The organism is Jannaschia sp. L-14R, from assembly GCF_056857695.1.
On sequence record NZ_JBSXNP010000011.1, the window covers coordinates 371390 to 383938 of the forward strand.

The window sequence follows — 12549 nt, forward strand, 5'->3', positions numbered from 1 at the left end:
CCCGGCAGCCTGCGTCTGCACGGGGGGTGTACCGGGGGTGCACGGGGGGTGCATCGGCATCAGCGCACCCATCACATGCGGAACACGCCGAAGCGTGTATCCTCGATCGGTGCGTTGAGCGCGGCCCGCAGGCTCAGGCTGAGCACATCGCGGGACTTGCGCGGGTCGATGATGCCGTCGTCCCAAAGCCGTGCCGAGGCATAGAGCGGGTGCGATTGCCGCGCGAACATCTCTTCCGTCGGACGTTTGAATGCGGCCTCCGCCTCGGTCGACCACTCCTCCCCGGCACGCTCCATGGCGTCGCGTTTGACGGTCGCCAGAACTCCCGCCGCCTGCGGCCCGCCCATCACCGAGATGCGCGAATTCGGCCAGGTCCACAGGAAGTTCGGCTGATACGCGCGGCCCGCCATGCCGTAATTGCCGGCGCCGAAACTGCCGCCGACGATCATGGTAATCTTGGGCACATTGGTGGTGGCGACGGCGGTGACCATCTTGGCCCCGTGCCGCGCGATACCTTCGTTTTCGTACTTTCGCCCGACCATGAAGCCGGTGATATTCTGCAGGAAGACCAACGGGATATTCCGCTGACTGCACAGTTCGATGAAATGCGCACCCTTCGACGCGGCCTCGGAGAACAACACGCCGTTGTTGGCGACAAGCCCCACCGGCATACCTTCGACATGGGCGAATCCGGTCACCAGCGTTTCGCCGAAACGCGCCTTGAACTCGTCGAAGCGGCTGCCATCGACCAGGCGCATGATGACCTCGCGGATGTCATAGGGCGTGCGCAGGTCGGCAGGCACGACGTCGAGCAATTCCTCCGGGTCATAGGCCGGCGGTTCGAACCCCGCAGCAACGGCCAGACCCGGTTGCCGGTTCAGGTTTCCCACCGCCTGACGCGCCAGGGCCAGCGCGTGGGCGTCGCTTTCGGCAAGGTAATCCGCGACGCCGGACAGCCGGGTGTGCACGTCGCCGCCGCCAAGGTCTTCGGCTGTGACGACTTCGCCCGTCGCGGCTTTCACCAGCGGTGGACCGGCCAGAAAGATCGTCCCCTGATCCCGCACGATGATCGAAACGTCAGACATTGCAGGCACATAGGCCCCGCCCGCCGTGCAGGACCCCATGACGACGGCGATCTGGGCGATGCCCTTGGCCGACATCCGCGCCTGATTGTAGAAGATGCGCCCGAAGTGGTCGCGGTCGGGGAATACTTCGTCCTGATTGGGCAGGTTCGCCCCGCCCGAGTCGACCAGATAGACGCAGGGCAGACGGCATTCCTCGGCGATTTCCTGTGCGCGCAGGTGCTTCTTGACGGTGATCGGATAATACGTGCCGCCCTTCACGGTGGCATCGTTGCAGACGACCATGACATCGCGGCCGTGCACCCGGCCCACGCCCGCAATCGCGCCGCCGCCGGGGGAGGCATCGTCGTACATGCCGTGACCCGCGAAGACGCCGATTTCGAGAAACGGAGAGCCCGGGTCCAGCAGGCCCGCCACCCGGTCGCGGGGCAGCATCTTGCCGCGCGACAGATGCCGGTCGCGGGATGTCCCGCCACCGCCTGCCGCCGCGCGTTCGGCGGCCTCGCGAACCTCGGTCAGCGCGGCAAGATGGGCCGCGCGGTTGGCTTTCGCCTGTTCGGAGGCAGTGATGAGGGTCGAGGCAAGTTTCATGTTCGCCCCTCAAATCGCGATTCCATAAATAGCGTCCGGTCGCTATTCAGGCACTTCGCCCCGACTGCCCCCTGCCCGGTCCCGCTCCCCCATTGCGCGCGTTCCCGGTCACAGGTTGCGTCGCGATAGGCGATCCATGTCCGTTGTATGTCCCCCAGGTTCAACTGGCCCCCGAAGACGTTCTCGGTATCCTCTGCGCGATGCAGCGCGGCACCGGATGTAGAGAGCAGCGCAGGAACAACGGTGAGACGGATCATCACACCCGATGTTCCGGGTTGGGCAAGCTGGGGTCGCAGCCTTCGGCCTGCCAGACGCGACGATCGTTGCCGTGGTTCGAGATACCGTCGCGCAACAGGTGCGCCATGTGCATCAGGTTCCACGCCATGATCGTCGCGTTGCGGGCGGTGAAGTCGTTGTCGAAACCCACCTTGGTGCCGTCCTCCTTGGGGTCGCCATAGGACGGCCCCGGCCCCGCTTCGCCGATCCAGCCGCAATCGGCCTGCGGCGGGATGGTGTAGCCCAGATGCGAGAGGGCGTAGCCGATGGTCATGGCGGCGTGTTTGATGCCATCCTCGTTGCCGGTCACGACGCTGCCACCGACGCGACCGTAGTAGCTGGACTGGCCCTTGTCGTTGAGTTCCCCTGACATGCCATACAACCGCTCGATCAGTACCCGGCAGACAGACGATTCCTCGCCCAGCCAAAGCGGTGTGCCGACGACAAGGATATTGGCCGGTTTGATCCGCTGCCAAAGGGCGGGCCAGTCATCGCGGTCTTCCCCGTGTTCGGTCATATCGGGTTGCACCCCATAGGCGACATGGTGGTCGCGCATGTGGATGTTGTCGACCGATACCCCGGCCCGCGTCATCAGTGTGGCGATCTGTTCAAGCAGGATCGCGGTGTGACTGTCACCGTTCGCGGCCTTCAGCGACGTATTGACGAAAACAGCCTTGAGCCCGCTGTAATCGGGGGCGTCGCGGTTGTCGGGACCGCAGGTGGCCTCGGCCTTGGGATGCAGGGTCATGGTCAGTATCCTTCGGTTATTTGGCGTAAGGCGATGACCCGGTCCGCCGTCATATCCGCCATGCAGGCGGAGGCTGCGATGTTGCGCATCGAACCGGAACCCCAAGAGGCATAAGCCAGCGCGCATTCCGCGTCGCGGAAAGCGATCCAGGCGCGCTGCGCCGTCAGAAGCGTTTCGGCGCGGTTGGTGAACCGGCCGTCGAAATACGGTCGCTCCGCATCGTCTCCGGCCTTGGCCCACGTCCGATGTTTCGGCCAGTCGGCATTCAGCAGATCGTCCCAGAGCGCCGCTTCCACCTGGTTGCAGCTGGTGATGCCCAGCGTCGTCTGGCCACCCTCGATCTCTGCCTGGCAGAGATTTGCTGCGAGGTTTTTGCAACTGGCGAGACCGGACGCGGTATCAGCGCCCGACACGCATGCGTCGAACCGGGCGCGGAACATATCCGGCTCGGCGAACTGCGCAGCAGCAGGCGTGGCCAGCAGAAACAGGAAAACGAACGTGCGGATCATGTCTTGAGCTCCTTTTTTACCTGCTCCAGCTCCCGGTCGAGAAAGAAGGAGACCAGCGAGCGGATCACCACGAGCAGGCCGAGGAACACAAGGTCCGCCATCGCGAGGCTGAGCGCGGTGAGAATGATATCGGAGACGATCAACAATTCCAGACCGGCGAGGATATACCGACCAAGCTCCACCCGCTCCCTGTTGACACCTTTGACGCGGGTGTCAGCATCGCGGCTGAATTCGGCTTTCACGAAGCCCCAGATGAACCGAATCGCGCCGAGCAGCAGGATCAGAGAGGCGAAAATGTCGATGGCCGTTGCGGCCCATTCCAGGACGTAGACAAGCCAATAGATCTCGTCTTGCAGAATGGCGTCTTCGCGGACGTAGTCGAAAAAAGAGGAGGAGTTCTGTTCCATGTGTTTACCGTAGGATTATCGGTATCATGAAACAAACCGGGGCTGTCGGCATTATTTTCACCTCATCGCCTCCATCAGTTCCCGTCCGATCAGCATGCGACGGATTTCACTGGTCCCAGCCCCGATCTCCATCAGTTTGGCATCGCGAAAGATGCGACTGACGGGGCTGTCGTTCATGAAACCCGCACCGCCCATCGCCTGCACCGCCTGATGGGCCTGCTTCATGGCTTCCTCCGACGCATAGAGAACGCAGGCCGCTGCGTCCTGCCGCGTGACCTGACCCCGGTCGCAGGCCTTGGCGACTTCGTAGACGTAGGCCCGTGCGGAGTTCATCGCTGTATACATATCGGCAATCTTGCCTTGCATGAGCTGGAACGACCCGATGGGTTTGCCGAATTGCTTGCGCTCGGCCAGATAGGGCATCACCTCGTCGAGACAGGCGGCCATGATGCCGGTGCCGATGCCCGACAGAACCACGCGTTCGTAATCGAGGCCGGACATCAAGACGCGCACGCCGCCGCCTTCCTCGCCCAGGATGTTGTCAAAGGGGACTTCGACGTCTTCGAACACAAGTTCCGCCGTGTTCGATCCGCGCATCCCCAGCTTGTCGAAATGCGGGCTGGTGCTGAACCCCGTCATCGACTTTTCGATCAGGAAGGCCGTCATGCCCCTGGAACCGGCGTCGGGGTCGGTCTTGGCGTAGACGACCAGCGTGGTGGCGTCGGGACCGTTGGTGATCCAGTATTTCGTGCCGTTCAGGCGGAAATGGTCGTTCCGTTTTTCAGCGCGCAATTTCATCGACACGACGTCGGACCCTGCCCCGGCCTCGGACATGGCAAGCGCACCGACATGTTCGCCCGAGATCAGCCCCGGCAGGTATTTCGCCTTCTGCTCCGCCGTGCCGTTCAGCGCGATCTGGTTGACGCAAAGGTTGCTGTGGGCACCGTAGGAAAGCGAGACGGAGGCACTGGCGCGGGCAATTTCCTCGACCGCGATTACATGGGCGAGGTATCCCATGTCAGCTCCGCCATCCGCCTCGGGCACGGTAATGCCCAGCAATCCCAGATCACCCATTTCAGTCCAGAGGTCGGCGGGAAAAGTGTTGGTCGCGTCGATTTCACCCGCGAGCGGCTTGATGCGCTCCTGCGCCCAGCGATGCACCAATTCGCGCAGGGCGTTCACGTCTTCCCCAAGATCAAACTGCATCGTGGCGGTGAACATCAGGCTTCCTCCCCAGGAATTGAACGCTTGTTCAGTTCATAGTGCGGCAGTTGTCTTGCGTCTACCATCGCTTTCAGGATCGGACCAATGGCCCGGTTAGTCGACAGTGATGACCTGCCCCGTGGCGGTGCCCTCCACACTGAAGGCGAAGGCCTGCGCGACACGGTCCGATGCGACCGGGACATGGCCGGGGAACCATGCGCCATAGCGCGGGACCGACACCTCCAGAAGACCGGGGCTGACGACATTGATGCGCAGGCCGCGTGGCATTTCGCCCGCCGCACCGCGCACGAAACCGCCCAGAGCGCCGTTGGCCATCGCCGCGGCGGACCCCATCGGAATCGGCACGCGGTCGAGGATGCCGCTGGTCAGCGTGAACGACCCGCCATCCGCCACCACGTCCAGCCCGGCGAGGACAAGATTGACCTGTCCGATCACCTTCTGTTGCAGGCTGTCCAGAAAGGTCTGCGCGGTTTGCTGTGACACGGGCGCGAAATGCACGTCGCCGGTGGTCGAAATGACGGCATCGGGCGGCCCGATCTTGGCATACATCGCCGCAACCGATGCCGCATCGGCCAGGTCGACCTGCACGTCGCCGCTGCTCCGCCCGGCGCGGATCAGGTCATGCCGCTGACCCAGCTCATCGCAGACGACCTGTCCGATGTCGCCCGCGGCCCCGACCACCAGAATCCTCATGACGTTTCCTTCCGCGATGCCGCCTTGTCGACAGATCATACCGGCGCGACCGGGCCTCCGGTCAAGGCGGACCTTCAGGTTTACCCTTATTTTACGTACAGCTGATCTGCACGCAGCCTGCCGCCATTGCCCGAAGGAGAATTACGATGCGGTATTACGTCGCCTTCTATCGCGGCCGAGGTCGCCGAGAAATTGGGTCCGCCCTATGAACTCTGGTCGATGGTTCTGAGCCAGTTGTTCAACTTTCGCCGCAATTCGCGGGGGCGTTGGTATTGCTCGGAACTGATTGCCTATGCACTGGGCCTGTCGATGCCACACGCCAAATCGCCGGGCGATCTGTTGCGGGCGATCCGGGACCATGTCACGACCTTGGACAATGCGCAGGCGCTGCTCCGTTTGATCGTGCTGGACGACGAAGCCGAAATGGGCGGGGCGCTGGGCTGACCGCCCGTGGTGTCAGGCGTTTGGGAAAACCGGAACACCGCGCCCTTCGATCATGCCCAGAACCGTGGCTTTGCGCAGAATCGTCCAATAGGCGGCACTGACCGTATCCGGGTGGATGTCGACCTGCAGCAGGGTCAGAACGTCATCGAAATCACGATCCGGCAGGGTGTCGCAGGCGTCCCACAGCGATACCAGTGTCATACTGCCGCGCATCCAGGGCAGGCTGGGCAGGGCTGAGAGACGTTGGCCAAGCGGATCGAATAGACCCGGACCCGTGGCCACCAGCAGCGCGGGACCGGGGCGCAGACCACCAAGTCGGCTGGCGATCCGGCAATTCGATGCAATGCGGTTCGGGGCTTTGAAAAATGAAGCGGTCTTGCTCTGAGTCACGATTTGCATCTGCCTCCGTCGGTGAGATGACGAAAGGGGCGACTTGCGCCGCCCCCTGTTGATCCGACCCTGACATTCGTCAGTCTGGACGGGCCGAATTCGCCTCAGAAGCCAACGACCAGCGACAGGCCGACGGTGTTGTCGGTGGACTTCAGGCCGGGCAGCGGGTTCGACGTATAGTCGGTACGATAGCTGACGCGGGTCGACAGGGTGTCGGTCATCCTGAAGTTCACGCCGAAGTCGTTGGTCACCACGGTATCCGCCGACGACGACAGGATGTCGGTGTCATTGGTCAGCGATACGACGTCGTTGAAGCCATAATAGAAGCGCGACGAGGCGATGCCTGCGCCTTCGGTTTCATCGTTGCCCGCCTGATCGGCGATATAGCGAATGCCGGGTCCGGCCTGAACGCGCCAGGCCATCTGGCGGGTATTTACGATGCGATAGCCCAGACCGCCGCCGATGAACGCGTCACGCTCGTTGGTGTCGAAGCCGTCGTATTCGAAACGGCCGGTGCCGAAGGCATAGACCTGCGGCGTGAAATAGCGGCTGCCTTCGTAGATCGCAAAAAATTCTTCTTCGTTCTTGATACCGTTGGCTTCGCCATATTCACCGGCAAAACCGATCAGGTGGCTCCATTCGCCAAGGCCATAGGACAAGCGACCGGCGAACGACAGCTCGCCCGTGTCGGTGTTGCCCGACGCGCCGGATGCGGTCAGTGCGGCCGAGCCGCGGAAGCCCTGTATGACGCCATTGGGGCTGAAGCGCTCGTCATCTTCGCCACGATCCAGATCGTCCTGGGCGGCTTCGGTGATGTCGTCGATGCGGTCATCAAGACGCGAAACACCTGTCAGGTTGTCCTGCGCGAAGGCAGGGATGGAGACGGTCAGCACGAGCACAGTCGTGGCAGCGAGTGTAACGATCGTTTTCATCGTGAAATCCCTTTCAAGGAAAGTCAGGTCCGACGGCAAAACCGGCGGAGGCCCTTCGGCTTGAGGGACAGATAGGCGCTGAGCACACCTAAGGAAAATTCATAATATTCGATGATGTCGTGAGTTTACCGCATAGTTAGCGCAGGCTTTCGGCTGCCTCTTCTGCCACGATCCGTGCGATAATGGCGCAGTCGGCCAGATCGAACGTCAGCGGCACGCGCATATCCAGAAGCCGGGCAAGCACGGCATCGGTTTGCGGCAGGCTCTGCGCTTCGACATAGGCCCAGTGGTGGTGCGACGAGGTAAAGCCCTGCGCCGTCGCATGGCCGAACCATTTCCAATCGACGCCGCGCGCCGCACAGCCCGCAATGAAACCGGGGATCTTTTCGGGGTCGTCCGCCAGCAGCTGGATCGACGATCCGACATAGCCCTCGGACGCGGGCCGGTCGATGACGTGCAGGCCGGGCAGGTTGCGAAACCCCGTCTCCAGCGCGCGGTAGCGTTCGTTCCAGCGCGCGACCTGTGCCGGAAGGTCGGCCAGTTGCGGGCGCAGGATCGCTGCGCGCAACTCATCCATACGGCCCGATATGTTGGGCATCGCGCCCTTGTGCCGTGCGAATACCTCCTCGGACGGCGCCGTGCCATTGCGCGCATAAAGCATGTAACTGCCCGACAGCAGGATCATCTTCGCCGCCAGATCGGCGTCGTCGGTGACGATCAGCCCGCCCTCGCCCGAATTGACATGCTTGTAGGTCTGGCAGGAATAGCAGCCGATCGCGCCCCAGCGCCCTGATGGATGGCCGTCCCAGTCGGCGCCCATGGTATGCGCACAATCCTCGATCACGGCTATGTCGTGGGCATCGCAGATTGCCATCAGACGGGGCATGTCGGCGATATGTCCGCGCATGTGCGACAGCATAAGGACGTTTGCCTGCGGGGCTTTCGCTTCCAGATCATCCAGGTCGATGCACAGATCTCGCCCGACCTCGACCAGCACGGGGCGCGCGCCGACGGCGGCGATGGCACCCGGCACCGGGGCCAGCGTCCAGCCATTGGTCAGCACTGGATCGCCCGGACCCACCCCCAGCGCGCGCAGGGCACAGCCCATCGCATATCCGCCCGATGCCACTGCCAGTGCATGCGCCGCGCCGGTCTGGGCGGCGAATTCGATCTCCAGTGCCGCGACCTGCGACGGCTCCGCGCCATAACGGTGCAGCGCGCCGGAGCGCATGACCTCGACCGCGGCCGCGATCGCTGACTCGGGGATCGGCTCTTGGCGGATGAACGGTTTGGTGAAAACCTCGGTCATGTCAGCAACCTTTCCAGAATACCGTCCAGATCGGCATAATCGTCCAGCAATGCCTCGGGCAAAAGCTCCGCCACCGATTGACCTGCGGGCGCGAAGGTCACCAGCACGCAAGGCACCGCCGCCGCCGCCGCCGTGTTGCGATCGGTATCAGAGTCACCGATCAGCACCGTGCGCGCCGGGTCGCCGCCGGCCCGACGTATGGTTTCCCGCAGGTGTTCCGGGTCCGGCTTGCACACCGGAAGCGTATCGGCCCCGACCAGCGCATCGAACAGGTCACTTGCGCCGAGTTGCGCCATCAGCTTGATCGCCAGCGCTTCAGGCTTGTTGGTGCAGATCGCCACGGCATCGCCGCGCGCGCGCAGACGCCGCACCGCATCCAGAGCACCGGGATAGAACGCCGTATGAACCGCAATGGACCCGTCATAAGCATCCAGCAGGGGCTGATATCCGGCGTCGACCTGGCCTTCATCCACATCCCCTGACCGCGAGAACCCGAGACGCAGCATTGACCGCCCGCCCTTCAAAGCCGCCGCCCGGTCCTGCGCCGCCATCGGGTCCAGCCGGATATCGTGCCCCAGATGCGCGAATGCCGCGTTGGCAGCGGCCAGCAGATCGCCGGATGTGTCGCACAACGTTCCGTCCAGATCGAAGATCACGCATCGTTTCATTGTCGGCACCCTTTCGCTATCCTGATCCCATGGCGGGTTGCAGCATATCGACCCTCGGTTAGAACGGCCTGTGACTCAGGGAAAGATATTTAATGCCGACAGCGTTGATCGTTCTGGCCGCCGGACAGGGCAGCCGCATGCAATCCGACCTGCCGAAGGTCCTGCACCGCGTGGCGCAAGCGCCGCTTCTGGTCCATGCATTGCGGTCGGGCGAAAGTCTGTCACCGGACCGCACTGTCATCGTCGCGGGCCACGGCGGCGACCGGGTGGCGGCGATGGTTCGCATTCATGACGCAGACGCCGTCGTCGTGCGTCAGACCGAACAACTGGGCACTGCGCATGCGGTGGCGCAGGCCCGCGCTGCACTGGACGGGTTCGATGGCGATGTTATCGTGCTTTACGGCGATACGCCATTCATCCGCCCGGAAACGCTGGAGGCGATGCAGGCCGCCCGGCGCGATGGCGCGGATATCGTGGTTCTCGGATTCCGCGCCACTGAACCCGGTCGGTATGGGCGTCTGGTCGCGAACGGCGACCGGCTGGAAAAGATCGTCGAGGCCAAGGACGCCACGCCCGAAGAACTGGCGATTACCCTGTGCAACTCCGGCGTGATCGCGGCTGATGCCAACACCCTTTTCGATCTGATCGACCATGTGGGCAACGACAACGCGGCGGGTGAATATTACCTGACCGACATCGTCAGTCTGGCGCGGGCGGCGCGCATGTCGGCACGGGTCGTGACCTGCCCCGAGGTCGAGACGATGGGCGTCAACACGCGCGCCGATCTTGCCGCTGCGGAAGCCGCCTTTCAGGACAAGGCGCGGGCCCAGGCGATGGACAACGGTGCCACGCTGACGGCACCCGAGACGGTTTTTCTGGCCTATGACACGGTAATCGGGCGCGACGTCGTGATCGAACCGCACGTGGTCTTCGGTCCCGATGTCACCATCGAATCCGGTGCCACGATCCGTGCCTTCAGCCACCTGGAAGGCTGCCATGTTGCGGACGAATGCGTCGTTGGGCCCTACGCCCGCCTGCGTCCCGGCGCGGAGCTGGACCGGGGTGTGCGCGTCGGCAACTTCGTCGAGGTCAAGAATGCGCAAGTGGCCGAAGGCGCGAAGCTGAACCACCTGTCCTATATCGGCGACGCCGACGTGGGGGCGCGGGCCAACGTCGGCGCGGGCACGATCACCTGCAATTACGACGGCGTATTCAAGCATCGCACGGTGATCGGTGCGAATGCCTTCATCGGGTCGAACACCGCGCTGGTGGCCCCGGTCCGCGTGGGGGACGATGCGATGACGGCCTCCGGCTCGGTCGTGACAATGGACGTCCCGGACGGTGCGCTGGCGCTGGGCCGGGCAAGACAGGTCAACAAGGACGGCTTCGCGCGTCGGTTGATGGCAAAGCTGCGCGCCGCAAAGGAGACAAGCTGATGTGTGGTATCATCGGAATACTGGGCAAACACCAGGCCGCGCCGATCATGGTCGAGGCACTGAAACGGCTGGAATATCGCGGCTATGACAGCGCCGGGATCGCCACCGTCGAAGATGGCGTGCTGGATCGTCGCCGCGCGGTCGGCAAGCTGGTGAACCTTGCCGATCTTCTGGTGACGGACCCCCTGTCGGGTTTCGCCGGCATCGGACATACGCGCTGGGCGACCCATGGCGCGCCCTCCGTCGCCAACGCTCACCCGCACCGCGCGGACCGCGTCGCCGTCGTCCATAATGGCATCATCGAAAACTTCCGCGAGTTGCGCCGCGAAGCCTCCGGCCCCTACGAAAGCGAGACCGACACCGAGGTCATCGTTCGCCTTTGCGAATTGTTTCTCGAAGACGGAATGGAGCCGCAGGATGCGGCGTTTGCGACCATCGACAGGCTGGAAGGGGCTTATGCCCTGTGTTTCCTGTTCGACGGCGAACCTGACCTGTTGATTGCCGCGCGCGTCGGATCGCCCTTGGCCATCGGCCATGGCGACAACGAAATGTTCGTAGGCTCCGACGCAATCGCGCTCGGCCCGCTGACCGACCGCCTGACCTATCTGGAGGAGGGCGACCGCGCCGTGGTGACCCGTGCCGGTGTTCGCATCTTCGACGCCGATGGCCGCCAGACCAACCGGGAAATGAAGCGCATTCATGTCGATGCCACGCGGATCGAAAAGGCCGGTCACCGGCATTTCATGGGCAAGGAAATTCACGAACAGCCGCAAACCCTGTCGGGTGTGCTTTCCCGCTACATCGAGGGTGATCGGATCGTTCTGCCCACCGATTACGATTTCTCCGCGACCGACCGCATACAGATGGTCGCCTGCGGCACGGCGCAGATCGCCTGTTCGGTCGCCAAATACTGGTTCGAGGCCCTGGCCCGCCTGCCTGCCGAAGTCGATATCGCATCGGAATATCGTTACCGTGAAGGGCCGGTAGGCGTTGATACCACAGCACTTTTTGTCAGCCAGTCGGGCGAAACTGCCGACACTTTGGCGGCCTTGCGGTATGCTAGGGGAAAAGCGCGGGCGATTCTGTCGGTGGTGAACGTTGTCGAAAGCAGCATCGCGCGCGACAGCGACATCATTTACCCGATCCATGCCGGGGTCGAGGTCGGCGTGGCTTCGACCAAAGCCTTCGTCAATCAACTCGCGGTGCTTCTGTGTCTTGCCATCGCGGCAGGGGTGCAGCGCGGCGAGATCGACGCCCAGCGCGAGGCGGAACTGGTTGCGGGATTGAAGCTCCTGCCGGGGTTGATGTCGCAAGGTCTTACCATCGAGGAACGCTGCGAGGCTTTGGCTTCACGCCTGTCGGAGGCGTCGGACATCCTGTTCCTCGGCCGGGGCCCGATGTACCCACTGGCCCATGAAGGCGCGCTGAAACTAAAGGAAATCAGCTATATACATGCCGAAGCCTATGCCAGCGGTGAATTGAAGCACGGCCCCATCGCGCTGGTCGACCGGACGCTGCCCGTGGTTGTTTTCGCGCCGATGGATCCGCTTTTCGAGAAGACCGTCAGCAACATGCAGGAGGTCATGGCCCGTGAAGGTCAGGTTCTGCTGGTGACCGATGCCGATGGGGCAAAACAGGCCTCCGACGGGGTCTGGGAGGTGTTGGTGATGCCAAGGATCGACCCGGTTTTCGCCCCGATCCTCTATGCCCTTCCGGCGCAGTTGCTGGCTTATCACACGGCGGTCCACAAAGGCACCGACGTGGATCAGCCGCGTAATCTGGCGAAGTCGGTGACGGTCGAATGACGGGCCTGCGGGACGTACATACGACAGTGCATACG

The 12549-nt window shown here is 63.1% G+C and carries 13 protein-coding genes; 3 read left to right on the forward strand and 10 right to left on the reverse strand.

Features of this window, described 5'->3' with window-relative positions:
* Positions 1-71 precede the first annotated feature (71 nt).
* The 6 genes from AC13C2_RS14620 to AC13C2_RS14645 all read right to left on the reverse strand — a co-directional run bounded on the left by AC13C2_RS14620 (position 72) and on the right by AC13C2_RS14645 (position 5530).
* Positions 72-1673 (reverse strand): carboxyl transferase domain-containing protein, encoded by a 1602-nt coding sequence (locus AC13C2_RS14620; RefSeq protein WP_482887268.1) that lies wholly within the window; start codon positions 1671-1673, stop codon positions 72-74.
* 256 nt (positions 1674-1929) lie between these two features.
* Positions 1930-2697, reverse strand: coding sequence for a flavodoxin family protein (locus tag AC13C2_RS14625; protein ID WP_092759928.1), 768 nt, complete (start codon positions 2695-2697; stop codon positions 1930-1932).
* A gap of 2 nt (positions 2698-2699) precedes the next feature.
* Entirely contained in the window at positions 2700-3206 is a 507-nt protein-coding gene (locus AC13C2_RS14630) for a lysozyme inhibitor LprI family protein (protein ID WP_474521052.1), read from the reverse strand.
* Positions 3203-3613 (reverse strand): DUF1622 domain-containing protein, encoded by a 411-nt coding sequence (locus AC13C2_RS14635; protein ID WP_092759924.1) that lies wholly within the window; start codon positions 3611-3613, stop codon positions 3203-3205. Before AC13C2_RS14635 ends, AC13C2_RS14630 begins: the two co-directional genes overlap by 4 nt.
* Before the next feature lie 57 nt (positions 3614-3670).
* A complete protein-coding gene (locus AC13C2_RS14640; RefSeq protein WP_474521054.1) occupies positions 3671-4834 on the reverse strand; it encodes an isovaleryl-CoA dehydrogenase in 1164 nt (387 codons plus the stop codon).
* A 96-nt stretch (positions 4835-4930) separates the two neighbouring features.
* Positions 4931-5530, reverse strand: a complete 600-nt coding sequence (locus AC13C2_RS14645) for a short chain dehydrogenase (protein WP_092759920.1) — start codon at positions 5528-5530, stop codon at positions 4931-4933.
* A gap of 126 nt (positions 5531-5656) precedes the next feature.
* Here AC13C2_RS14645 and AC13C2_RS14650 point away from each other — a divergent pair, with 126 nt between their 5' ends.
* Positions 5657-5974 carry a hypothetical protein gene (locus AC13C2_RS14650; RefSeq protein ID WP_482887269.1) on the forward strand — a complete coding sequence of 106 codons (318 nt, stop codon included), beginning with the start codon at positions 5657-5659 and terminating at the stop codon, positions 5972-5974.
* 12 nt (positions 5975-5986) lie between these two features.
* Here AC13C2_RS14650 and AC13C2_RS14655 read toward each other — a convergent pair whose 3' ends face one another.
* The 4 genes from AC13C2_RS14655 to AC13C2_RS14670 form a co-directional block, all read right to left on the reverse strand.
* Entirely contained in the window at positions 5987-6373 is a 387-nt protein-coding gene (locus AC13C2_RS14655; RefSeq protein WP_092759916.1) for a hypothetical protein, read from the reverse strand.
* Positions 6374-6468: 95 nt separating this feature from the next.
* Positions 6469-7296, reverse strand: coding sequence for a DUF481 domain-containing protein (locus tag AC13C2_RS14660; protein ID WP_424337603.1), 828 nt, complete (start codon positions 7294-7296; stop codon positions 6469-6471).
* A gap of 136 nt (positions 7297-7432) precedes the next feature.
* A complete protein-coding gene (locus tag AC13C2_RS14665; RefSeq protein WP_424337604.1) occupies positions 7433-8605 on the reverse strand; it encodes a DegT/DnrJ/EryC1/StrS family aminotransferase in 1173 nt (390 codons plus the stop codon).
* Entirely contained in the window at positions 8602-9273 is a 672-nt protein-coding gene (locus AC13C2_RS14670; protein WP_482887270.1) for an HAD-IA family hydrolase, read from the reverse strand. The genes AC13C2_RS14665 and AC13C2_RS14670 overlap by 4 nt, the downstream gene beginning before the upstream one ends.
* A 92-nt stretch (positions 9274-9365) precedes the next feature.
* On the opposite strand from AC13C2_RS14670, the gene glmU reads away from it, so the two are divergent.
* Together glmU and glmS are read left to right on the forward strand one after the other, a co-directional pair.
* Positions 9366-10709 (forward strand): bifunctional UDP-N-acetylglucosamine diphosphorylase/glucosamine-1-phosphate N-acetyltransferase GlmU, encoded by a 1344-nt coding sequence (gene glmU / locus AC13C2_RS14675; RefSeq protein ID WP_424337606.1) that lies wholly within the window; start codon positions 9366-9368, stop codon positions 10707-10709.
* On the forward strand, positions 10709-12514 hold the full coding sequence (gene glmS / locus AC13C2_RS14680) for a glutamine--fructose-6-phosphate transaminase (isomerizing) (protein ID WP_482887271.1): 1806 nt from the start codon (positions 10709-10711) through the stop codon (positions 12512-12514). The genes glmU and glmS overlap by 1 nt, the downstream gene beginning before the upstream one ends.
* Positions 12515-12549: the final 35 nt, after the last annotated feature.